Raw genomic sequence first — 22,991 nt, 5'->3', positions numbered from 1 at the left:
CAAGCGTAATGCGAAGGAGTAGAGTCATGGCTCAGATACAAGTGAAGCTCGATACAAGCGCCAATCCACCGGTAACCACGATCCCTAATCACCAATCCATTAACAATGGCAATCACCGGATCGAGTGGACGCCGTTCGCGAACGAGACCTTTACTTTTGTTTCGTTGACCGGACTGCCCAACCCGCCATTTTCTCAGTTGAGTGTTACCAGCTCGCAGATAACGGTGCAAGACGACAACACTGCGGTTGGCGAGCACGCGTATACGATTACTGTGAGTTACCAAGGTAACAACTACACCACGAGCAGCACTGCTCTCTATGGTAAAGCGGGGCATCCGATGGTCGGCGGGCCTAGCGGCCCGACAATCAAAAACAACTAGCGAACACTAGCGCTTTTCGAACAGATGCCAGACGCTGGCCAAGTGCCAGCGTCTGGCTTAGCCAACCAGCAACAATGAGCGTGAAGTAGAAACGCACGTACGCCAGCAACGCTGCCCAACCTCCGGAGACAGTTATGTCCAAGACCCCAAAAACGAAAAGCGCCAAAGCCGCCCCCACGGGCAAGAAGAAGATTGCCAATAAGGCCAAGCCGACCCCCGAGCCCAAATCGATGCCGACTAAAGCACTCGGTGTTTCAGGCCCCACGATCAAAAATAACTAGCAACATCGGGAGACGGAATCCGCACATGGGGTTCTGTCATTTGAACATCGTTCGTACCCCGTACTCCCGGAGTAGCGGTGAAAGCGCATGCTTCGGTAGTAGCAGATCGCTGACCCCCTTAATAAGGAGATTCCGATGGCGAATGTTCTCAAGGTGACGTTGGTACAAACATCAAGCGGTTGGTACGTCGACGTGAATGAGAGCGGCGACGCAAACCATGTCAAGCATGGTGCAAATACTCAAACGATCACCTGGAAATTATCCGGGAACGCTTACAAGGGCAGTTTCGTTTCCTTTGTCTGGCTGCCCAATCCCAAACCACCCAGTCCGTTCGGTCCCGCGCTGCCGACGCCGAAAAAGAAACACCTGAAGATGAGCGATCTCAACGACAGCGCAGGCACAAAGGGAACCTGGCGATACAAACTGACGATCGACGTCGGCGGCACGAAGTATTTCACGCCAACGTGAATCGTCCGCGCCCATGCTGAGTCCGGCGCCGGCGAACCTGCGTCGGCGCACTGCCGTGCCGCTGACGATCGGCGTCACGAGTCATCGCAATATCCCGGCCCGCGAAGAGGCGGCCGTGCGCGCGCGCATCTGCGAATTCTTCGCCATGCTGTGGCAGGAATTTCCCGATCTGCAGCTGCTCGTGCTGTCGGCGCTGGCCGAGGGCGGCGATCAATGGGTGGCCGAGGAGGCGCTTGCCGCCGGAGCCCAGCTCATTGCGCCGTTGCCGATGGCGCGTGCGCAGTACGCGGAGGATTTTCCCAGCTCTGCATCGCGCGCGCGCTTCGACGCGCTGTGCGACCAGGCGGAAATCATCGAGTTGACCGGCGCCGACGAAGACGCGCCCGACGGGGAGAGCAATCTCTCACCGGTCAGCGACCGCGACCGAAGCTATGCCAACGCCGGCATCTATGTCTCCGCGCATTGCCATATCCTGCTCGCGATCTGGGACGGCAAGGATACGGAACTCTTCGGCGGCACCTCGCAGATCGTTCGCTTTCACCTGAGCGGACTCAAGCCCGCATCGATCGAACGCCGGCAAAGTCCGCCGAGAACCAATCTGCTGGGCAACGACCACGGCCGCCTGCTGTTCCACATCGTCTGCTCGCGCGATACGCCGGGCGGCACGCCCGCGGCGCCCTTGCAACCGTTGCAGACCTTCTGGCGCGTCGGCGGCACGACACTGCCCGGCACCGGGCCGATGCCGGCGGAATTTCATGCGATGTTCGCGCAAACCAGCGAGTTCAACGCCGACTATGCCAAGTATCGCGCGCGCATCGACGCGCGCGACGCGCTGCGTCAAGCCGACGCCGGCAACGCCGCGACCGCACAGCCATCGGCGCTCGATCGCCTGTTCCGCGCAGCGGACTGGCTGGCGCTGCATTTCCAGCGGCGCGTGTTGTTCGCGATGCGCTCGCTGTATACCCTCGCGGCGCTGATGGGCATCGCGTTCACGGTTTACGACAATCTGCCCGCGCAGGACGAGATGCTCAATGTGTTCCTGCTGCTGTTCGCGCTCGGCGGTCTGCTCGTCGTGATCGCGAATCGTCGCAGCTGGCATCGCAAATATCTGGACTACCGTGCGCTCGCCGAAGGCCTGCGCGTGCAATCGTATTGGCGCCGCGCCGGGATTTCGCTGACCGGCGACCCGGAGTTCGCGCGCGACAATTTTCTGCAGAAGCAGGATGTGGAGCTTGGCTGGATTCGCAACGCCATGCGCAGCGCGGCACTGGAAAGCGCCGCCGGGCAAAACGCGCCGGACGAATTGCGCGATGTAATCCGCGAATGGGTCGGCGATGCGCAGCAAGGCGGCCAGCTCGAGTACTACTCGCGCAAGGCGGCGCAACGCGCGCGCACCCACCGCGTGACCCAGACGATCGGCGCTGCGGCATTGTGCGTGGGTATCGGCATCAGCGTCGTGCTCGCGCTGCTGGCGAGTAAATTGTCGGCCGACGCGAAGAACATTCTGGTCGTCACCATGGCGGTGTTTTCCATCGTCGCCGCGGTGCGCGAGGCCTATGCCTACAAGAAAGCGGACAAGGAACTGATCAAGCAATACCGCTTCATGCAGCGCCTGTTCGCCGACGCGCGCGCGGCGCTCGATCGCACGACGGAGCCGGCGGAGCAGTGTGAAATCCTGCGCATGCTCGGCGAAGCTTCGCTGGCCGAGCACGTGGAATGGGCGCTGATGCACCGGCAACGGCCGCTGGAGCACACGCGTTTCTAGCGGCGCGGAATTATATCGCGGGGACGAACGTAGCCCTCCCCTTCAAGGGGAGGGTTGGGTGGGGATGGTGTTGAAGGCGCGGATGATCGAGCGAAGGAAAGGCAATCGCACACACCATCCCCTCCCGACCTCCCCCTTGAAGGGGGAGGAGTAAATCACACGCCGCGTTCGAGCTCTCACGTCACACGTTAAGACACCCGATCGCAGAGTACGACTTGCTCCGAGTTCAATCGCAGGGACTTGCATCGCCATATCTGTGGTGTAGTCTTTAGCTATCGACCTTGACGGCGACGATACGCGATCTTTGGAGCTTCCCCGCCCACGCGGCGCACGCGAACCACCTCGACGCATCTTCGCAAGCTGTCAGGCACAGTGGCGAACAAAGAGGATTCAAGGTGCGCAATCGAAAACTGGTGGAAGTGGCGTCTGCCACGCAGGGGCAATGCCATGACTGACACGACCCTGAGCGCGTCCCACTACGGCGACATGAATCTCGACCCGTACTGGATGCCGTACACGCACAACCGTTATTTCAAGCGCACGCGACCGCTCGATCGCCTGATCGTCGGCGCGCAGGGCGCGTACTACACCACCGCCGAAGGCAAGCAAGTGTTCGATTGCCTGTCGGGTCTGTGGTGTTCCGTGCTCGGACACCGGCCGGCGAAAATCGTCGAGGCGGTCAAGCGTCAGCTCGATACGGCGGACTATATCCCCGCATTCCAGATGGCCTCGCCGGAAACATTCCGCCTGGCCGAGCGCATCGCGGAAGTCGCGCCGGCCGATCTGAACCGCGTGTTTTTCGCCAACTCAGGTTCCGAGGCGGTCGATACCGCGATCAAGATGGCGATCGCCTATCATCGCCTGCGCGGCGACGCAGCGCGCACGCGCATCATCGGACGCGAGAAGGGTTATCACGGCGTCGGCCTCGGCGGCATTTCGGTCGGCGGCATGGTCGCCAATCGCAAGATGTTCGCACCGGCGATGATGCTCGGTGTCGATCATCTGCCGCACACCCACAGCCTGAAGGACATGGCCTTCTCGCGCGGCCAACCTACGTGGGGTACGCATCTCGCGGAAGAGCTCGAGCGCATCGTCGCGCTGCATGACGCCTCGACCATCGCCGCCGTGATCGTCGAGCCGATGCAGGGCTCGGCTGGCGTGGTCGTGCCGCCGGTCGGCTATCTCAACCGCCTGCGCGAGATCTGCGACCGGCACGGTATACTTTTGATCTTCGACGAGGTGATCTGCGGCTTCGGCCGTCTCGGGCACTGGTTCGGCGCGCAGGCGTTCGGCGTGACGCCCGACTTGATTACCTTTGCCAAATGCGTGAACAACGGCACCGTGCCGATGGGCGGCGTGATCGCGCGCCAAGGCATCTACGACACCTTCATGCAGGGACCCGATCACGTCGTGGAATTCTTCCACGGCTATACCTATTCCGGACACCCGCTCGCGGTCGCCGCGGCGAACGCAACGCTCGATATCCTGCACGAGGAAGACGTACCCGCACGCATGCTTGCGCTGGCCAAACTGCTCGAAACCGCCGTGCATTCGCTCAAGGGCGAGCCGAACGTGATCGACATTCGCAACGCTGGCGTTTCCGCCGCGGTCGAATTCGCGCCGCTCGCAGGTCAGCCCGGCGTGCGCGCGTTGCGCGTGTTCGAGCATGCCTTGCAGCGCGGCATGCTGCTGCGCTTCACCGGCGATATCATCGCGATGGCGCCGCCGGTGATTTCCACGCCGGCCGAGATCGAACGCATGATCGCAGTCGTGGGCGAGTCGATTCGCGCCGCCGGGTGACAGATCGAGAGCAAAGATCGAACCACGGAGTACACGAAGAACACGGAGGAAAAGCTGAGCAAACCGAATCTGATTTCTTCGTGTTCTTCGCTTCTCTCCGTGTCCTCCGTGTTCTCCGTGTCGGCGTCTTTTGCTTTTCATTAATAGATATCAACAGGGGATCAGATGCCGCGTAAAGAATTCGCCGATATTGCCGCAGGGCGATTGCCCGCATCGGCTCTGGCCGACAACTACGCCGACATCGCACCGCCGCTCGACCGGCAGACGGCGCTGATCGCCGCGCAGCGCTGTCACTTCTGCTTCGACGCGCCCTGCATTGCCGCCTGTCCGACCGGCATCGACATCCCGCAGTTCATCCGCAGCATCGCCACCGACAACCTGCGCGGCGCCGCCGAGGAAATTCTCGGCGCGAATATCCTCGGTGGCATGTGTTCGCGCGTGTGCCCGACCGAGATCCTCTGCGAAGGCGATTGCGTGCGCAATCATCCGCACGAGAAGGCGCCCGTCGCGATCAGTGCGCTGCAGCGCTACGCGACCGACTGGGTATTCGACACCAACACGCCGCTGTTCGAGCGCGCCGCCGATACCGGCAAGAAAGTTGCTGTGGTCGGTGCCGGGCCGGCAGGTCTCGCGTGCGCGCATGCGCTTAGCTTGGCGGGACATCGGGTGACGATCTTCGATGCGCGGCCCAGGGCCGGCGGGCTCAACGAGTACGGCATCGCGCGTTACAAAGTGCTCGACTTCGCCGCGCGTGAAATCGAATGGCTGCTGTCAATCGGCGGCATCGATGTGCAGAACGGCAAGACACTTGGCGGCAACCTCAATCTCGCCGAACTGCGCCGCGATTTCGACGCAGTGTTCCTCGGTATCGGTCTCACCGGTGTGAATGCGCTCGGCATCGATGGCGAGCAGCTCGCCGGTGTGCGCAATGCGGTAGATTTCATCGCCGAGTTGCGCCAGGCTGCGGACCTGGCGAAGCTGACGGTGGGCCGGCGCGTGGTCGTGATCGGCGGCGGCAATACCGCGATCGACGCGGCTGTGCAGAGCCGCAAACTCGGCGCCGAGTCGGTGTCGCTGGTCTATCGCCGCGGCGCGCCGACGATGAGTGCGACCGCGGTGGAGCAGGAGTTCGCCAAGAGCGAAGGCGTCAACGTGATCTGCTGGGCTGCGCCCAGACGCATCCTCGCGCACGACGGCGCAGTCAGCGGCATCGAGTTCGAATACACCCAACTCGACGACACAGGCCGCCTGCTCGGCACGGGCGACATGCTGCGCCTGAATGCCGACGTCGTGCTCAAGGCGATCGGTCAGGTATTGGTGCCTGCGAACGACGGTGCCGGCGCCGACGTGCTGCGGATCGCCAAGGGGCGCATCGTGGTCAATGCCGACCATGCGACCTCGCTGGAAAAAGTATACGCGGGCGGCGATTGCGTCGGTGGCAAGATGGATCTCACCGTGCAAGCGGTCGAGGACGGCAAGCGCGCCGCACGCAGCATCGATCAGAAGCTGCGCCGTGCGTAACCCCCCGGGAAAACAATTCCGTCATTCCCGCGAAAGCGGGAATCCAGTTCTTGATTTTCAAAAAACGAGTAGAAAAAGCTGGATTCCCGCTTCCGCGGGAATGACGAGCGAGAGCAAAAACAAGGTAAAAGCCCATGGCTGATCTTTTCACGAATTTCGTCGGCATCAAATCGCCCAATCCGTTCTGGCTCGCCTCGGCGCCGCCGACCGACAAGGCCTACAACGTCAACCGCGCGTTCGAGGCCGGCTGGGGTGGCGTGGTGTGGAAAACGCTGGGTCTCGACCCGCATGTGGTCAACGTCAGCTCGCGCTACGGCGCGGTGCAGTGGAACGGCCAGCGCATCGCCGGACTCAACAATATCGAGCTGATTACCGACCGGCCGCTGAAGACCAACCTCGATGAGATCCGCGAGATCAAGCGGCTCTGGCCCGATCGCGCGATGATCGTCTCGCTGATGGTTCCCTGCGACGAGGCCTCATGGAAAATCATCCTGCCGCAGGTCGAGGACACCGGCGCCGATGCGGTCGAACTCAACTTCGGCTGTCCGCACGGCATGAGCGAACGCGGCATGGGCGCGGCGGTCGGCCAGGTGCCCGAGTATGTCGAGATGGTTGCGCGCTGGGTCAAACAGCACTCCCGCCTGCCGTGTATCGTCAAGCTCACGCCGAACATCACCGACATCCGCACGACGGCGCGCGCGGCGTTCCGTGGCGGTACCGATGCGGTGTCGCTGATCAATACGATCAATTCGATTACCTCGATCGATCTCGATCTGATGGCGCCGACGCCGACCGTCGACGGCAAAGGCACGCATGGCGGCTACTGCGGCCCGGCGGTCAAGCCCATTGCCTTGAACATGGTCGCGGAAATTGCGCGCGATGCGGAAACGGCCAACCTACCGCTGTCAGCGATCGGCGGCATCGGCACCTGGCGCGACGCGGCCGAATTCATCAGCCTCGGTGCCGGCAACGTGCAGGTGTGCACGGCGGCGATGCACTACGGCTTCCGCATCGTCGACGACATGATCTCGGGCCTGTCGAACTGGATGGACAGCAAGGGCTACGCGCGTATCGAGGATTTCCGCGGCAAGGCCGTCGGCAATGTCACCGACTGGAAATTCCTCAACCTCAACTACGATATCAAGGCGCGCATCGATCAGGATAAATGTATAAAATGCGGACTTTGCCACATCGCCTGCGAGGACACCGCGCACCAGGCGATCACCAGTCAGAAAGACGGCAAGCGCATGTTCGAGGTGGTCGATGCCGAATGCGTCGGCTGCAACCTGTGCATGCACGTCTGCCCGGTCGACGGCTGCATCACGATGGAGCGCGTCGACAAGGCCGGGTATGCGAACTGGACCACGCACAAGAACAACCCGATGGCTGCGGTCACAAGAGAATGAGCCTTGCTTTGAAGCCCCTCTCCCCTCGCGGGAGAGGGGTTGGGGAGAGGGGCGTCGAAGCCACGCCGATCGACGCTCGCAGGTCTTTCCGAAGACCGTCCTCCCCCTCTCCCGGCGCTACGCGCCGACCTCTCCCACGCGGGGAGAGGTGAAAGCAAGCGTTATTGCAATTGAGTGAGACCCCGATGAACGAGACGAGCAACATCGACCGCGGCGCGCTGTACAACGCCGATCTTGCGCCGACCACACCCGCGCAGCGCACTTGGGTCTGGTATCACTACGCCGCGCTGTGGGTCGGCATGGTGATGTGCATACCCTCGTACACGCTCGCCGCGGGGTTGATCGATCAGGGCATGTCGCCGTGGCAGGCGGTGACGACGGTGCTGCTCGGCAATCTCATTGTGCTTGCGCCAATGCTGCTGATCGGCCATGCCGGCGCGAAATACGGTATTCCGTACGCGGTTCTCGTGCGCTCCTCGTTCGGCACCCAGGGGGCGAAATTGCCGGCGCTGCTGCGCGCGATCGTCGCCTGCGGCTGGTACGGCATCCAGACCTGGTTCGGCGGTCTGGCAATCTATACCTTGCTCAATATCCTCAGCGGCAATGCGCTGGTCGCCGAGCCGATCAGCTGGCTCGGAATCAATCTCGCACAACTGGTTTGCTTCCTCGCATTCTGGGCATTGCAGCTGTATTTCGTGCTGAATGGCACCGACTCGATCCGCTGGCTGGAATCGTTCAGCGCGCCGGTGAAGATCGTCATGTGCTTTGCACTCGTGGCCTGGGCACTCGGCCATGCCGGCGGCTTTGGCGCGATGATGGGACAACCCTCGAAATTCGTCGATGGCAGCGAAAAGGCCGGTCAGTTCTGGAGCGTGTTCTGGCCGTCGCTGACCGCGATGGTCGGCTTCTGGGCGACGCTCGCGCTCAATATTCCGGACTTCACGCGTTTTGCGCGCAGCCAGAAAGATCAAGTCGTCGGTCAGGCGATCGGCCTGCCCTTGCCGATGGCGTTGCTGGCGCTGATGAGCGTCATCGTGACCTCGGCGACTGTGGTTATCTACGGCAAGGCGATCTGGGATCCGGTCGATCTGTCCGGACGCTTCACCGGCATCGGCGTTGGCATCGCGCTGCTGATCCTCACGCTCGACACGATGTCCTGCAATCTGGCGGCGAATCTGGTCGGCCCGGCCTACGATTTCGCCAGCCTTGCACCGCGGCGCATCAGCTACAAGACCGGCGGCCTGATCACTGCGTTCATCGCGCTGTTCGCCTGCCCGTGGAAGATACTCGCCAGCACCAACGGCTACATCTTCACCTGGCTGATCGGCTATTCCGCCCTGCTCGGCCCAGTCGCTGGCATCATGCTGGTCGACTACTATTTCCTGCGCGACACCAAACTCGACACGCAACAATTGTTCGAGGAGCACGGTATCTACAGCTACCGCAACGGCTGGAACAGTGCCGCGGTGATCGCCCTCGTCGTCGGCGTGCTGCCGAACCTGCCGGGCTTCCTGCATGCCGCATTTCCCGCCGCATTCGCCAACGTGCCCGCGTTCTTTCAGGGAATTTACACGTACGCATGGTTTGCGGGCCTTGCGATTTCCGCGATCATCTACGCGTTGCTGATGCGCCGTGCGGCGCCGCAGGCTGCGCTGGCGGCTAGATGAAAAGAGTTCGTCATTCCGGCGAAGGCCGGAATCCAGTTCCTTGCACTTCGCTCTCGCATCCATGAAAAGCAAAGACACTGGATGACCAGCTTCGCTGTTGTAAAACACTTCCGGCTTTCGCCGGAATGACGAGCAAAACGATTCGGAGATATGTCATGTCATTGTTGATCCGCGGCGGCACCCTTATCGATGCGGCGCGCAGCCTTCGCGCCGACGTGCTCTGCGTCGATGGAAAAATCGCGGCGCTCGGCGCGGACCTCGATGTTCCGGCCGGAACCGAATCCGTCGATGCGGGCGATCTGCTGGTCATGCCCGGCGGCATAGATCCGCACACGCACATGCAGTTGCCCTTCATGGGCACGGTGGCCAGCGACGATTTCTACAGCGGTACCGCGGCGGGTCTGGCCGGCGGCACGACGAGCATCATCGACTTCGTGATTCCGAATCCGCAGCAGCCCTTGCTGGCGGCGTTCAACGAATGGCGCGGCTGGGCGGAAAAAGCAGCGTCCGACTACGCCTTCCATGTCGCCGTGACCTGGTGGGACGAGAGCGTGCATCGCGACATGGGCACGCTCGCGCACGAGCACGGCGTCGCCAGCTTCAAGCATTTCATGGCCTACAAGAACGCGATCATGGCCGATGACGAAATCCTGGTGAATTCGTTTCGGCGCGCGCTCGAGCTCGGCGCGCTGCCGACGGTGCACGCGGAAAACGGCGAGTTGGTGTTCCAGTTGCAAAAGGAACTGATCGCCAAGGGCATCACCGGACCCGAAGGTCATCCACTGTCGCGCCCGCCCGCGGTCGAGGCCGAGGCGGTCAATCGCGCGATCCGTCTGGCCGAAGTGATCGGCGTGCCGCTGTACATCGTGCACAACTCGGCGCGGCAGTCGGTCGAGGCCATCGCGCGCGCGCGCGGTGAAGGCCAGCGCGTGTTCGGCGAAGTGCTGGCCGGACATCTGCTGATCGACGACTCGGTCTATCAGGATCCGGATTTCACCCGTGCCGCCGCGCATGTGATGAGTCCCCCGTTCCGGCCGAAGGAGCATCAGGACGCGCTGTGGAAGGGCTTGCAGGCCGGCCATCTGCACACGACCGCGACCGATCACTGTTGTTTCTGCGCGCCGCAAAAGGCTGCGGGCAGGAACGACTTCACCAAGATCCCGAACGGATGCGGCGGCATCGAAGATCGCATGAGCGTCCTCTGGCACTACGGAGTCAACTCCGGTCGGCTCACGCCCAGCGAATTCGTCGCGGTCACCTCGACCAATGCCGCGCGCATCTTCAACCTGTATCCGCGCAAGGGCGCGCTTGAAGTCGGCGCCGACGCCGATCTCGTACTCTGGGACGCGAACGCGACGCGCACGATCTCGGCCAAGACGCATCATCAGAATGTCGACTTCAATGTGTTTGAAGGTCGCGTCGTGAAAGGCCTCGCGCGGCGCACGATCAGCGCCGGCAAACTGACCTGGAACGATGGCGATCTGCGCGCCGAGCGCGGTGCCGGGCGTTATCTGTCGCGCCCGCTCAACGGGCCGTATTTCGAGGCGAATTCCAAACGCCACGCGCTCGCATAGCGCGCCGCGGAATATCGCGGATCAGGCGCTGGCCCACTCCAGCACGACAATATCCTCGGCGTCGAGTTGCAGGCGCGTGGCCGCGAGGATTTCGTGCAACTGCTGCACGCTGGTCGCGCTCACGATCGGTGCCGTGATGCCGGGCCGCGCGATCAGCCAGGCCAAGGTGACCTGCGTGGGCGTCGCCTGCTGGCGTGCGCCGACCTCGTCGAGCGCCGCGAGGATGCGCAGGCCGCGCGCATCGAGATATTTCTTCACCCCGCGCCCGCGCGGGCTCTGCTGCAAATCCGCCTCGCTGCGATACTTGCCGGTCAGGAACCCGCTGGCAAGCCCGTAGTAGCTGATCACGCCGATCTGCTCGCGCCGGACCAGCGGTTCGAGTTCGGCCTCGTAACCGTTGCGCGAAACGAGGTTGTATTCCGGCTGCAGCGACTCGTAACGCGGCAGGTCATGTTTCTTGCTGATCGCCAGCGATTCTGACAGGCGCGCCGCAGTAAAGTTGGATGCACCTAACGCGCGCACCTTGCCCTGCTCGATCAGCTTCGCGTACGCGCCAAGCGTCTCCTCGATAGGCGTCGCCGGATCGTCTTCGTGCGAGAAATACAGATCGATCGTATCGGTTTGCAGGCGGCGCAGCGAATCCTCCGCAGCCAGCGCGATATTGGCCGCGCTCAAGCCTCGACGTGTCTCCAGTTTGGCGACCTTGGTCGAAATCAGCACGCGGTCGCGCTTGCCCGACTGCCGCAGCCAGCGACCAATGATCGCTTCGGATTCGCCGCCCTGATTGCCCGCCACCCAGCGCGAATACACATCGGCCGTGTCGATCAGGTTAAAACCCGCATCGACGAAGGCGTCGAGCAGCGCGAACGAGGTTTTCTCGTCCGCCGTCCAGCCGAACACGTTGCCGCCAAAGGCGATTGGCGCGATGTTCAGTGGCGAATTGCCAAGTTTGCGAAGCTGCATGAACAAGACCTTGTGCGTCGGATCCGCAGACAATCTGGGCGCCGGACAGAACTTCAACCGCCGATGGCAATGAATGGATCGTGGAGCACTACCGGCTCGCATGCAAGTAGTTCGAAAAAGACCCGCGCCGATCGCACTGGAAACAAACACGCACGCGCGCTAACCTCGCGCGCTATGACGCAACCAACCCATCACGATCTTGCGCTCGAACCCAACGACGGCGAGCGTCTGGCCAATCTCAGCGGCCCGTTCGACGAGCATCTGCGCCAGATCGAATTGCGCATGGGCGTGGAAATCGCCAATCGCGGCAATCTGTTCCGCATCAGCGGCGCGGGCTCTTCGATCAAGCGCGCCGAACGCGTACTGCGGAATCTTTACGCGGCCACCGAAACCGAAACGCTCAACGGCGCGCAGATCAATTTGCACTTGTCGGAGTCCGGCATCGACGCGCTCGATGCGAATAGTGCGGACAGCGCGCAGGAAGTCACGATCAAGGTCAAGCGCGGCAGCGTGCGCGGCCGCGGCGCGAATCAGGCGCGCTACCTGCACGCGATCGCGCGTCACGATATCAACTTCGGCGTCGGCCCGGCGGGCACCGGCAAGACCTATCTCGCCGTCGCCATGGCCGTGGATGCGCTCAACGACAGCCGCGTGCAGCGGCTCGTGCTGGTGCGGCCAGCGGTCGAGGCCGGCGAGAAGCTTGGCTTTCTGCCGGGCGACCTGTCGCAGAAAGTCGATCCCTACTTGCGCCCGCTTTACGACGCGCTGTACGAAATGCTCGGCATCGATCGTGTGACCAAGCTGGTCGAGCGCAATGTGATCGAAATCGCGCCGCTCGCCTATATGCGGGGACGCACGCTCAACGACTCCTTCGTGATCCTCGACGAAGCGCAGAACACGACGGTCGAGCAGATGAAGATGTTTCTGACGCGCATCGGCTTTGGCTCGGTCGCCGTGGTGACGGGCGATGTGACCCAGACCGATCTGCCGCGGCATATCAAATCCGGCCTGCGTGATGCGATCGACGTGCTGCACGAAGTCGACGGCATCAGCTTCACGTTTTTCACGGCGAAGGACGTCGTGCGCCATCCGCTGGTGCAGCGCATCGTGCGCGCCTACGAGGCCGCTGCCGAATCGAGCGCGGCGATGCCGAAGCATGTGCCAAACGAGCGCACGCAGGGCTGAAGACGATGTCCGCCAAAACTGGCAACCCGCGCTCGCACAAGATGGCCAACCCCGATGTCGCCGTCAGCTACGCAGTGTCGCGACGCGGGCTGCCCAGCGCGAACGCGTTCCGTGCGTGGGTGGAGTCCGCAACGACGGGCGCGAAACGGCGCACCCCGGTCGCTCTCTCGATTCGCCTGGTCGATGCCGACGAGGGCCGCGAACTCAATCGGCGCTATCGCGACAAGGACTACGCAACGAACGTGCTGTCGTTCGCTGCCGAACTGCCACGCCGCATCCGCCACCCGCTGATCGGCGACCTCGTGATCTGCGCGCCGGTCGTGGCGCACGAAGCCAGCGAGCAGACCAAAACCCTGCGCGATCATTACGCGCATCTGACCGTCCACGGCGTCCTCCACCTGCTCGGCTACGATCACCAAACGGACGCCGATGCACGAGGCATGGAGGCCCTGGAGCGGCGCATCCTTGCGCGCCTTGGCATCGCCGACCCGTTCTGAACCCGGGTGTTTCTGGTGTGATTCTGCGCCAAGTTACTGAATTTGATGGTTTTATTAACAGGTCACAAAAAAACGGGTATACTGCGCTGCCGCCCTTCCGGGCTTTTCACCCAGAGCAATGAACGAGGATCCCCCGAGTCCGGCACCCACGCGATCGTGGCTGGACCGCATCAGTCAACTGGTTTCCGGCGAACCGCGCAACATCGACGAGCTGCTCGAGGAACTGCGCGGCGCACAGGCCAACGGCCTGCTTTCCAACGACACCTTGTCGATGGTCGAAGGCGCCATCGAGGTAGCCGACCTGCACGTCAGCGACGTGATGATTCCGCGCGCGCAGATGGTATCGCTGCCGGTCGATGCACCGTTCGACGAAATCCTGCGCCGGGTGATCGAATCCGGCCACTCGCGCTTCCCGGTGACCAACGGCGACAGCGAGAAGATCATTGGCATACTCCTGGCCAAGGATCTGCTCAAGTGCTTTGTCGACGGCGCGCCCCGCGATGTTCGCAAGCTGTTGCGGCCGACCGCGCTGATTCCCGAATCGAAGCGGCTCGACATCCTGCTCAAGGAATTCCGCCTGTCGCGCAATCACATGGCGATCGTGATGGACGAGTACGGCGGCGTCGCCGGACTGATCACGATCGAGGATGTGCTCGAGGAAATCGTCGGCGAAATCGACGATGAGCACGACGAGGAAGATCCGGCGCGCAAGAAACTGATCCAGGTGCAACCCGACGGCCGCATCGTCGTCAACGCGCTGACTCCGATCGCCGATTTCAATGCACGCCTGGGCAGTCAGTTTTCCGACGACGAATTCGATACCGTCGGCGGCATGGTCACTTCCGAGTTCGGCCATCTGCCCGAACCTGGCGAAGAGGTCGCCCTCGGCGGCTTCCACTTCCACGTCACCCGAGCTGACGACCGCCGCGTGCTGCAGTTTGCGGTGCGCGTGAATGACGCCTAGTCGGGTTGCACGAACAACCCATGTCGTCATTCCCGCGAAGGCGGGAATCCAGCACCCTTGCTTCCACCCGCGCCGCGCAACCAGACAAGACACTGGATTCCCGCATTCGCGGGAATGACAAGCTTTTATGCGACCCAGCTTATTTCAATTTCCAGCAGCATTTGGCTTGGTTCTCCTGCTTTGGTCACATCCATCGCACGCACAATCCGTGGCGCCAGCGACGGACGAGCCCGGCGCGAATCTCTCCGTTTCCCTGATCACTTTCGGCCCCGGCGAAGAAGTCTGGGAGCGCTTCGGCCACAACGCGATCGAGATCCGCGACCGCTCGGGCGATGCGCGTTTGTATAATTATGGAATTTTTGACTTTTCCCAGAAGAATTTCTTCCTCAACTTCGCGCGCGGCCTGATGACCTATCGCGCGGCGGCGGGCGATCCGGCCGACGAATTGCCGGTCTATGTCGCCGAGGGCCGCTGGATCGTGCGCCAGGAACTGAACCTGACGCCCGCGCAACGCGAAAAACTCGCCGGCTTTCTGGCCTGGAACGTGCGCGAGGAAAATGCCCAATACCGCTACGACTATTTCCGTGCGAACTGTTCCACACGCGTGCGCGATGCGCTCGATGCCGCGCTCGGCGGCGCGATCAGGGCGCAGACGATCGCCCCCTCGCGCGGCTTCACCTATCGCATGGATGCCGACCGCCTGATGCGGCCCGACCCGGCGATCATGCTTGCGATCGACGCGGGTCTCGGCCCGTATGCGGACCGGCGCCTGTCCTACTGGGACGAAAGTTTCGTGCCGACGGAACTCATGCGCCACCTGCGCGAGATCACGGTGCGCGACGAAGCCGGCAACGAAGTGCCGCTGGTCGCGAACGAAACGCTTGTGGCCGCTGCGCGCATCCCTGAGCCTCCCGAATATGCGTCCAACTGGCGCTGGGCCGCGCTCGCAATCGGCATCGCGTCGGCGCTGATCCTGGTCGGCCTCGCGCGCCTGCGCACGCGCACCTGGGCGCGCGTGACCTTGGCCAGTATCGCGAGTGTGTCTTCTTTCATGTTCGGGATTGCCGGCCTTGTACTCGCGGGACTGTGGTTGCTGACCGATCACGTCTCCGCCTGGCGCAACGAAAATCTGCTGCTGTTCAATCCACTGTGCCTGCTCCTGCTGCCAACCTGGCTCGGCGCATTCCGCCGCAGTTGGCGGCCTTCGCGGTTCGCGAAAAATCTCGCGCTCGCGATCGCCCTGTGTGCCGCATTCGCCTGGGTCGCCAAAATCCTGCCGGGTTTCGAGCAGGACAACTGGTTCTGGATCGCACTGTTGATGCCGCTGCACTTTGCCTTTGCTTTGGCGACCACTACCGCTCTCAACCATGTGCGCCCGGCCGGGATTCAGGCAAGATAAAGTAAACTTTCCATTAGATGGCGGACGCAGCTACAGGGAGAATGGAATGAAACAGAACTTGCAGGTGCGCAATCGCAACCCTGAAACTCGTCGGTCAAGGCTCGACCCGCTGGCCACACTGTTGCGCTGGACGATTGCAGGGAGCTTGGCAGTCGCGCCGCTGGCCGGCGCATTTGCCAAGGATACCGCTCGCACGTCCGTGCCGGTCGCGAACATCGCACTCGCCAATCAGCAGGCCCGCTGGGCCACGGCGCAAAACGACCTTGGCGTCATCGTCGACGATGTGCAGCTGGCCCATCTGACCCTGCTCCTGCAGCGGTCGCCCGCACGCCAGCAGGCGTTCGAGCAATTCCTGCAACAGCAGCAGGATCCGCAATCCGCGGATTTTCATCATTGGCTGACGCCGTCCGAGCTCGGTGAGAGATTCGGCAACTCGCAGCAGGATATCGATGCGTTGACGCGCTGGATGAGCGCGCAAGGCTTGCACGTCGACAAGGTCGCGAACAGTCGCACGCGTATCGACTTCAGTGCTTCGGCAGGCCAGGTTGGTGCAGTTTTTCAGACCCGAATGCATGCGTATCGCGTCGCCGGCCAAACCCGCATCGCCAACACGTCCGCGCCGCGCATTCCGGCCGCATTCTCCGCAATGATTCGTTCGATCAACGGGCTGTACACGATCAACGAGCATGCAAACCATGGCGTCGGTGGCGCGGCGTCCGCGACACGGGCCGCAGCCAGCGCACATCCCGGCGGGACATTCTGTTCGGGCAGCAATTGCACGCAATATATTTTCCCGGTGGACTTCGCCAGGATCTACGACCTCAATCCGGATTATCAGCAAGGCATCGATGGCAGCGGCCAGACGATCGCAGTTATCGGCCGCGCGCGCGTATACCTGCCTGATATCGAGAATTTTCAGCAAAGGTCTCAGCTGGGAGTCAAGGATCCGACGATCATCGTGCCGCCCGCCGGCGTCGATCCCGGACCGGCGGCCTCGTCGGGCGGCGTAACTGAAGATCAGCTTGAAGCGACCATCGATATCAGCCGCGCCACCAGCGTGGCTCCCGGCGCGACGATCGCTCTGGTGGTCAGCGGCGATACGACTTCGCAAAGCGGATTGCGCATTGCCAGTGAATATGTGGTCGACACGAATCCCGTCCCCGCACAGATCATGAGCATCAGCTTTGGTGGCTGCGAAGCCGATGCGGGGCAATCCGGGGTCGATTTCTACGACAACCTGTTCAGCCAGGCCGCGGCTGAGGGCATTTCGGTGTTCGTGATCTCCGGCGACTCTGGCGCGGCGGGATGCGATCCCTACAATGCCACGCCGCCGGCTACGCAAATCGCCAGCTCGAACTTCATTTGCGTATCGAGCTACGCCACCTGTGTCGGCGGCACGCAATTCGCCGACGCGGCCAATCTTGCTCAATATTGGGGTGGGGGCAATAGTGCGGGCTTCGGTTCGGCGCTGGGCTATATCCCCGAAGGAGCGTGGAACGAGCCGCTCGACGGCAACGGCGCGACGCAGGCATCGGCTACGGGCGGCGGGATCAGTGCGTTCATCCCGACTCCCAACTGGCAAATCGGCCCCGGCGTTCCCGGCAAGCAGGGCCGCTACACCCCGGACATCTCTTTCAGCGCGTCCGCGCACGACGGCTATTTCGGTTGCCTGGCAGCGATCGGAAGCTCGTGCGTGCTGGATTCGCAGGGCCAGTTCCCGTTCGCGTTTTTCTTCGGCACATCGGCATCGACTCCGGACATGGCCGGCATCGCCGCATTGCTGAACCAACGTATGGGATCCGCGCAGGGCAATCTGAATCCGCGCCTGTATGCGCTTGCAGCCACGCCGCAAAACGGCGTGTTTCACGACACCACGCAGGCATCGAGCGGCGTTGCCGGATGCTCGGTGTCCATACCGAGCCTGTGCAACAACAGTACGCCGGGACCGAACGGTCTGTCTGGCGGCCTTGCGGGGTTTCAGGTCGGCACCGGCTACGATCTCGCCACGGGACTTGGATCGATCGATGTTGCCAATTTGCTCACGCAGTGGAACAACGTGACGCCATCGGTGAATCTGGACCAGAGCGGCCTCACCGGTGCCTGGTACAATCCTTCCGAAAGCGGTCAGGGTTTGGTGGTTCAGCTGATTCCGGACCTCAGCGGTGCGGGACAGGGGTTCTTTTTCGGCGGCTGGTTTACCTTCGACCTGTTCGCCTCGGGCGGACAACGCTGGTATACGATTCAGGGGCCTGTCAGCAGCGCGAATGGCAGCGCAACGCTGCAGGTTTACGCGAGCTACGGCGGCAACTTCAATGCCGCGCCGGCCGTCGGCGCAACATCGGTGGGGCAGGCCACGATCCAATTCAGCGATTGCACGCGCGGCGCGCTTACCTATCACTTGAGCGACGGCAGTGTGCGCAACGGCACCATCCCGTTGACCCGCCTGGGCGCAAACGTGACCTGCGGACAAAGTGGCAACAATGGCAGCAGTGCATCGGACTATCTGCTTTCCGGTCCATGGTACGACCCGAATACGAGCGGTCAGGGATTGCTGTTCGCCATCAATCCAATCGACAAGGCCTTGTTTGCGGCTTGGTATACTTTTGCACCCATTGGCCAGCAGATCGGGGGGGCCGCGAGCGAGCGCTGGTTCACCCTGCAGCTGGGTGGCTTCACTGCGGGTACGACCACGGCCAGCAACATCCCGATCTATGCCACGCGCGACGGCGTCTTCGACAATCCCGCCGTGGTGCAGACCACTCCGGTCGGCGCGGCAAATATCGTTTTCCAAAGCTGCTCGGCGATGACCCTGACTTATGCGTTCGCGAGCGGAGAGAATATGGGGCTCAGCGGTACGATCAACTTGTCCCGCCCCGCGTACCTCGTGCCAGCCGGTTGCCATCTCTAGGCGAACGCCCGGCATCCGCGAGTGCGCCAGAGCGCGCTCGTCCGGCGATTGCGACAGTCATCCCGACTCCGGCATGATGCGGGCATCGACTGATCCTGCGGCAGCCCATATGGATACGCCAGTCCACCCGATTGAATCTTCACCCGCACAGTGCGTACCGATGCTGATTAACTGCGTCGCCTACGGCAAGGACGGGCGCAAGCTGCGCGATATCTCGGTCGATGCGATCAGCGATGTGCTCAAGGACCCCGATCAGTTCGTCTGGGTCGGCCTGCTCGAACCGGACGAGGCGCTGCTGGCGAAACTGCAGGAAGAGTTCGGCCTGCACGATCTCGCGATTGAGGATGCGCACAGCGCGCACCAACGGCCGAAGATCGAAATCTACGACGACACCTTGTTCATCGTGCTGCACACCGCGCAGGTGCTCGAAGGCAAGATTGAATTCGGTGAAACGCATATCTTCTTCGGCGCTCGCTTCCTGCTTACGGTGCGGCATGGCGCCTCGCTTTCGTACGCGCCGGCGCGCAAGAGTTGCGAGCAGACGCCGGAGCTGATGGCGCTGGGACCCAGCTACGCGCTCTACGCGGTTCTCGATTTCATCGTCGACAACTTCCTGCCGATCGTGAGTAATTTCAAGGAAGAATTGCACAAACTCGAAAAGGATATCTTCGAGGACACGTTCAAGCGCGAGGTGATCGAACGCCTGTATCTGCTCAAGCGCGAACTGGTCACGCTGCGCCTCGCCGTGTCGCCGATGCAGGACATCCTGAACCAGCTCACGCGCTTTCACGGACGCCTGATCTGCGACGAGGTCAAACTCTATCTGCGCGACGTGTTCGACCATGCCGCGCGCATCAGCGACACGACCAACACGATGGGCGAATTGCTCTCCTCGGCAATGAACGTGAACCTGGCGATGGTTTCAGTCGCGCAAAACGAAGTGGTCAAGCGCCTAGCCGGCTGGGCCGCCCTGCTGGCCGCACCGACGCTGGTCGCGAGCTGGTACGGCATGAACTTCCACAACATGCCCGAGCTCGGCACCGAATACGGCTATTTTGTCGTGGTCGGCCTGACCGTTGCGATCTGCGTCGGCCTGTTCGTCGGCTTGCGCCGCGCGAAGTGGCTGTAGAGCCGAACCCAGGCCCGTCATTTCCCTGCTTCAGCGCAATGCAGTCGACGGGTGTGGAAACGGCCAGACGGCAATGTGCGGTTGCGTCTTGACCTGAGACGCCCCGTTCCCTGAGTCTTGCGCGGTTGTTGACCACAACTCTCGGGGAAGCTCATGCGCCGTCTCCTGCTGCTCCTACCATTCATCGGCCTTCTGTGGCTGCCGTTCTATAACTTTCGCGAACCTTGGCTGTGGGGGTTCCCGTTTTTCTACTGGTACATGTTCGCCTGGGTGCCGGTGGCGTCGCTGTGCACGTATATCGTCTACCGGGGAGAAAAGTCATGAGCGGCGAAGTCCATTGGACCGCGTGGATCGTCTTCGCATTCTTTTTCGCCCTCGTCACCGTCATCGGCTTTTTCGCTTCACGCTGGAAGGCCGGAGACATGTCGGAACTGCATGAGTGGGGACTCGGCGGGCGGCGCTTCGGCACCTGGATCACCTGGTTCCTGCTCGGCGGCGATGTCTACACCGCTTACACGGTAGTTGCGGTGCCGGCGCTGGTATTTGCGATCGGCGCCTATGGCTTCTTCGCCCTGCCCTACACGATCATCGTCTATCCGCTGGTCTTCGCAATGATGCCGCGCTTGTGGAATGTCTGTCGCAAGCACAACTACGTCACCACGGCCGATTTCGTCGAAGGCCGTTACGGCAATCATTGGCTCGCGCTCGCCGTCGCCCTGACCGGCGTGCTGGCGACGATGCCGTATATCGCGCTGCAACTGGTCGGCATGCAGGTCGTGTTCGAAGGCATGGGTTTCGGCGGCGTCAAGGAGGGCGGTGAAATTGCCCTGGTCGTCGCCTTCGTCATCCTCGCGCTGTACACCTACACCAGCGGTTTGCGCGCACCGGCGATGATCGCCTTCGTCAAGGATACGATGATCTATATCTTCGTGCTCGCCGCGATCATCATCATTCCGGCGCAGCTCGGCGGTTACCGCGCGATGTTCGACGCGGCCGACAAGGTGTTCGCAGCGAAAGGCGGAGCGACCGGCATTGTCCTGCAGCCGTCGCAGGTCGTGGCTTTCGCGAGTCTGGCGCTCGGATCGGCGTTTGCGTTGTTCCTGTATCCGCATACAGCGACCGGAACGCTGGCCGCGTCGGGCCCCAACGTGATCCGGCGCAATGCGATCTTCCTGCCGGCGTATACGATCGCACTCGGCCTGATTGCGATGCTCGGCTACATGGCGCTCGCTGCGCATGTGACCGCCAAGGGTACGGCCGTCGTACCTGCACTGATCATGCAAAGCTTCCCCGAATGGTTCGCCGGATTCTGCTGTGCGGCGATCGCGCTTGGCGCCCTGGTGCCCGCCGCGATCATGTCGATCGGCGCGGCCAATCTGGTCACGCGCAATATCTGGCGGCCCTACGTGAACAGCAACATGACGCCGGCACAGGAATCCAACGTCGCCAAGATCACGTCCCTGGCGGTCAAGTTCGGTGCGCTGGTGTTCGTCGTCTTCCTGCCGCTCGAGTTCGCGATCAACCTGCAACTGCTCGGAGGCATCTGGATCCTGCAGATCTTCCCCGCCGTCATCCTCGGCCTGTACACGCGCTGGTTCAGTGCGCGCGGACTGCTGATCGGCTGGGCCGTCGGCATGCTGCTCGGCACCTGGATGAGCTGGAGCCAGGGCGTGAAGCCGGTGTTCCTGCTGCCTGGTATCGGAACCGTCTATATCGGCCTGATCGCACTGGCCGTCAACATCGTCGTCGCGGCGATAGTCACCGTAGTCGCGGGCAAAGGCGCCACGGCAGACGATACGCAGCCGAGCGATTACGAAGACGCGCCCGGCACGGCGGGTTGAACTGCGCAGCAACGACGGCGGATCGGCGTCACAAGTCCACACTGACGCCGATCCAGCCCGCGCGCGGTGCGCCCGGGCTGAGCAGGCGCGGATCGGTGAACTGCGGCAGCACATTGGCTCCGCTGCCGATCACGCCGAAATCCGAGTAGCGCCGGTCGAACACATTCTGTACGCGCGCATAAACCGTGCAATGCGGATTGATGCGGTAGGTGCCGCGCAAATTGAACAGGGCGAAACCGCCGATCGGTGCGAGCTTGTTCGCCTCGTCGCCGCGCAGGAATTGTGCGGAATTGTATAAAATGTCGCCTCCGAGCGTGAGTGCCTGGGTCAGCGCGTAGTCGGCGCCGAATTTGAAGGTATTCTGCGGCAGGCCCGGAATGCGGCCGCCACGATTGACCTCGATCAGCCCCGTATCCGGATCGGCATAGGGATTATGCACGCTCGACTCGGTGAACGCGGTCAGGAACGTGGCGTCGAGGTACGAGTAATTCGCATACCAGTCGAGCCGGTTGTCGAACAGTTTTCCGGCCAGCGACGCTTCCACGCCCTGTCGGCGTGTATCGCCGATATTGGCAAAGAAACCTTCGTTGGATTGCGCGCCGCCGGTGGATTGAAACTGGATATCGTCGACGTTCGTCGCGCGGAACACGCCGAGTTTCCAGCGCGCATTGCCCAGCAAACCCGCGTCGAGCGTGCCGCGCAGACCGGCTTCCCAGTTCTTTACGACAACCTGCTTGAGCGGCGGATCGGCGACGAACTCGTTCGGCAGCTTGCACGGTGCGTCCGGACTCGAACAGGTCAGCTCCACCGCGGTCGGCGCGCGCGTGGATTCGCTGTAGCCGGTGTAGAAATTCAGCGCCGGCGTCCACTGATAGGTCAAACCCACGGCGGGATTGAGGCGCTGGAAGCGGTGCTCGCCATCGAGATCGGGATTCGTGCCGCTGAGATCCTCGATCAGCGTATGCGTGTGGTTGTAGCGCGTCGATACGGTCAATGCGAGGCGGTCGGTCAGGCTCAAGGTGTCGGTCGCGTAGGCACCTGCGTTGACGCTGTAACTGTAGACATCGAGCGCATCGCCGGGCACGTAGATACCCGAGTTTGCTGAAGTGATCGAACTCAGCGGCAGATTCCGCCGCACGATGAGGTTGGCCAATTCGAGTACCGCGCTGTACTCGACGCGGCCATGGTCGTAATCCAGCCCGGCGGCGAACTGATTGCGCATGCCGAAGAGCGGCGCCTTGAA

The 22,991-nt window shown here is 62.3% G+C and carries 19 protein-coding genes; 17 read left to right on the top strand and 2 right to left on the bottom strand.

The window, feature by feature from the left end:
• Positions 1–26: 26 nt before the first annotated feature.
• The 9 genes from VIE67_RS09770 to hydA all read left to right on the top strand — a co-directional run bounded on the left by VIE67_RS09770 (position 27) and on the right by hydA (position 10,862).
• On the top strand, positions 27–380 hold the full coding sequence (locus VIE67_RS09770; protein WP_332025678.1) for a hypothetical protein: 354 nt from the start codon (positions 27–29) through the stop codon (positions 378–380).
• A 134-nt stretch (positions 381–514) separates the two neighbouring features.
• On the top strand, positions 515–661 hold the full coding sequence (locus tag VIE67_RS09765) for a hypothetical protein (RefSeq protein ID WP_332025676.1): 147 nt from the start codon (positions 515–517) through the stop codon (positions 659–661).
• A 135-nt stretch (positions 662–796) separates the two neighbouring features.
• Entirely contained in the window at positions 797–1,129 is a 333-nt protein-coding gene (locus tag VIE67_RS09760; protein ID WP_332025674.1) for a hypothetical protein, read from the top strand.
• Positions 1,130–1,142: 13 nt separating this feature from the next.
• On the top strand, positions 1,143–2,894 hold the full coding sequence (locus VIE67_RS09755; RefSeq protein WP_332025672.1) for a hypothetical protein: 1,752 nt from the start codon (positions 1,143–1,145) through the stop codon (positions 2,892–2,894).
• 447 nt (positions 2,895–3,341) lie between these two features.
• On the top strand, positions 3,342–4,694 hold the full coding sequence (gene aptA / locus VIE67_RS09750) for an omega-aminotransferase AptA (protein WP_332025671.1): 1,353 nt from the start codon (positions 3,342–3,344) through the stop codon (positions 4,692–4,694).
• Positions 4,695–4,859: 165 nt separating this feature from the next.
• A complete protein-coding gene (locus VIE67_RS09745) occupies positions 4,860–6,215 on the top strand; it encodes an NAD(P)-dependent oxidoreductase (RefSeq protein ID WP_332025669.1) in 1,356 nt (451 codons plus the stop codon).
• 134 nt (positions 6,216–6,349) lie between these two features.
• Positions 6,350–7,621: an NAD-dependent dihydropyrimidine dehydrogenase subunit PreA gene (gene preA / locus VIE67_RS09740; RefSeq protein ID WP_332025667.1), complete on the top strand. Its 1,272-nt coding sequence runs from the start codon at positions 6,350–6,352 to the stop codon at positions 7,619–7,621.
• Between the two features lie 185 nt (positions 7,622–7,806).
• On the top strand, positions 7,807–9,288 hold the full coding sequence (locus tag VIE67_RS09735) for an NCS1 family nucleobase:cation symporter-1 (RefSeq protein ID WP_332025665.1): 1,482 nt from the start codon (positions 7,807–7,809) through the stop codon (positions 9,286–9,288).
• A 155-nt stretch (positions 9,289–9,443) separates the two neighbouring features.
• Entirely contained in the window at positions 9,444–10,862 is a 1,419-nt protein-coding gene (hydA, locus tag VIE67_RS09730) for a dihydropyrimidinase (RefSeq protein ID WP_332025663.1), read from the top strand.
• 21 nt (positions 10,863–10,883) lie between these two features.
• On the opposite strand, the gene VIE67_RS09725 is transcribed toward hydA, so the two are convergent.
• Positions 10,884–11,825 (bottom strand): aldo/keto reductase, encoded by a 942-nt coding sequence (locus VIE67_RS09725; RefSeq protein ID WP_332025661.1) that lies wholly within the window; start codon positions 11,823–11,825, stop codon positions 10,884–10,886.
• Positions 11,826–11,999: 174 nt separating this feature from the next.
• Between VIE67_RS09725 and VIE67_RS09720 the strand changes: the two genes are divergently transcribed.
• The 8 genes from VIE67_RS09720 to mctP all read left to right on the top strand — a co-directional run bounded on the left by VIE67_RS09720 (position 12,000) and on the right by mctP (position 21,748).
• On the top strand, positions 12,000–13,010 hold the full coding sequence (locus VIE67_RS09720; RefSeq protein ID WP_332025659.1) for a PhoH family protein: 1,011 nt from the start codon (positions 12,000–12,002) through the stop codon (positions 13,008–13,010).
• A gap of 41 nt (positions 13,011–13,051) precedes the next feature.
• Entirely contained in the window at positions 13,052–13,507 is a 456-nt protein-coding gene (ybeY, locus tag VIE67_RS09715; RefSeq protein ID WP_332025742.1) for an rRNA maturation RNase YbeY, read from the top strand.
• 118 nt (positions 13,508–13,625) lie between these two features.
• Positions 13,626–14,471: a CorC family transporter gene (locus VIE67_RS09710; RefSeq protein WP_332025657.1), complete on the top strand. Its 846-nt coding sequence runs from the start codon at positions 13,626–13,628 to the stop codon at positions 14,469–14,471.
• 208 nt (positions 14,472–14,679) lie between these two features.
• The gene (locus VIE67_RS09705; protein ID WP_332025655.1) at positions 14,680–15,870 is read left to right on the top strand and encodes an Lnb N-terminal periplasmic domain-containing protein; all 1,191 of its coding nucleotides are present in this window, start codon (positions 14,680–14,682) and stop codon (positions 15,868–15,870) included.
• A gap of 46 nt (positions 15,871–15,916) precedes the next feature.
• Complete coding sequence (locus tag VIE67_RS09700) at positions 15,917–18,778, top strand: S53 family peptidase (protein ID WP_332025653.1); 2,862 nt, start codon at positions 15,917–15,919, stop codon at positions 18,776–18,778.
• A gap of 160 nt (positions 18,779–18,938) precedes the next feature.
• A complete protein-coding gene (corA, locus tag VIE67_RS09695) occupies positions 18,939–19,907 on the top strand; it encodes a magnesium/cobalt transporter CorA (protein ID WP_332025651.1) in 969 nt (322 codons plus the stop codon).
• A 153-nt stretch (positions 19,908–20,060) separates the two neighbouring features.
• Entirely contained in the window at positions 20,061–20,231 is a 171-nt protein-coding gene (locus VIE67_RS09690) for a DUF3311 domain-containing protein (RefSeq protein ID WP_332025649.1), read from the top strand.
• Positions 20,228–21,748 (top strand): monocarboxylate uptake permease MctP, encoded by a 1,521-nt coding sequence (gene mctP / locus VIE67_RS09685; RefSeq protein ID WP_332025647.1) that lies wholly within the window; start codon positions 20,228–20,230, stop codon positions 21,746–21,748. The genes VIE67_RS09690 and mctP overlap by 4 nt, the downstream gene beginning before the upstream one ends.
• A gap of 28 nt (positions 21,749–21,776) precedes the next feature.
• Here mctP and VIE67_RS09680 read toward each other — a convergent pair.
• The coding region (locus tag VIE67_RS09680) for a TonB-dependent receptor (protein ID WP_332025646.1) at positions 21,777–22,991 on the bottom strand (1,215 nt) is incomplete at its 5' end.

Source organism: Rudaea sp., assembly GCF_036560865.1.
Lineage (GTDB): Bacteria > Pseudomonadota > Gammaproteobacteria > Xanthomonadales > Rhodanobacteraceae > Rudaea.
This window is presented reverse-complemented; position numbering and strand designations above follow the sequence as displayed.

Coding starts and splice junctions, on each gene's coding strand:
- aptA (WP_332025671.1), top strand. CDS start 3,342: ATGACTGACACGACCCTGAGCGCGTCCCACTACGGCGACATGAATCTC.
- VIE67_RS09710 (WP_332025657.1), top strand. CDS start 13,626: ATGAACGAGGATCCCCCGAGTCCGGCACCCACGCGATCGTGGCTGGAC.
- VIE67_RS09770 (WP_332025678.1), top strand. CDS start 27: ATGGCTCAGATACAAGTGAAGCTCGATACAAGCGCCAATCCACCGGTA.
- VIE67_RS09745 (WP_332025669.1), top strand. CDS start 4,860: ATGCCGCGTAAAGAATTCGCCGATATTGCCGCAGGGCGATTGCCCGCA.
- VIE67_RS09735 (WP_332025665.1), top strand. CDS start 7,807: ATGAACGAGACGAGCAACATCGACCGCGGCGCGCTGTACAACGCCGAT.
- VIE67_RS09765 (WP_332025676.1), top strand. CDS start 515: ATGTCCAAGACCCCAAAAACGAAAAGCGCCAAAGCCGCCCCCACGGGC.
- mctP (WP_332025647.1), top strand. CDS start 20,228: ATGAGCGGCGAAGTCCATTGGACCGCGTGGATCGTCTTCGCATTCTTT.
- VIE67_RS09725 (WP_332025661.1), bottom strand. CDS start 11,825: ATGCAGCTTCGCAAACTTGGCAATTCGCCACTGAACATCGCGCCAATC.
- preA (WP_332025667.1), top strand. CDS start 6,350: ATGGCTGATCTTTTCACGAATTTCGTCGGCATCAAATCGCCCAATCCG.
- VIE67_RS09755 (WP_332025672.1), top strand. CDS start 1,143: ATGCTGAGTCCGGCGCCGGCGAACCTGCGTCGGCGCACTGCCGTGCCG.
- hydA (WP_332025663.1), top strand. CDS start 9,444: ATGTCATTGTTGATCCGCGGCGGCACCCTTATCGATGCGGCGCGCAGC.
- VIE67_RS09700 (WP_332025653.1), top strand. CDS start 15,917: ATGAAACAGAACTTGCAGGTGCGCAATCGCAACCCTGAAACTCGTCGG.
- VIE67_RS09720 (WP_332025659.1), top strand. CDS start 12,000: ATGACGCAACCAACCCATCACGATCTTGCGCTCGAACCCAACGACGGC.
- VIE67_RS09760 (WP_332025674.1), top strand. CDS start 797: ATGGCGAATGTTCTCAAGGTGACGTTGGTACAAACATCAAGCGGTTGG.
- corA (WP_332025651.1), top strand. CDS start 18,939: ATGCTGATTAACTGCGTCGCCTACGGCAAGGACGGGCGCAAGCTGCGC.
- VIE67_RS09690 (WP_332025649.1), top strand. CDS start 20,061: ATGCGCCGTCTCCTGCTGCTCCTACCATTCATCGGCCTTCTGTGGCTG.
- ybeY (WP_332025742.1), top strand. CDS start 13,052: ATGGCCAACCCCGATGTCGCCGTCAGCTACGCAGTGTCGCGACGCGGG.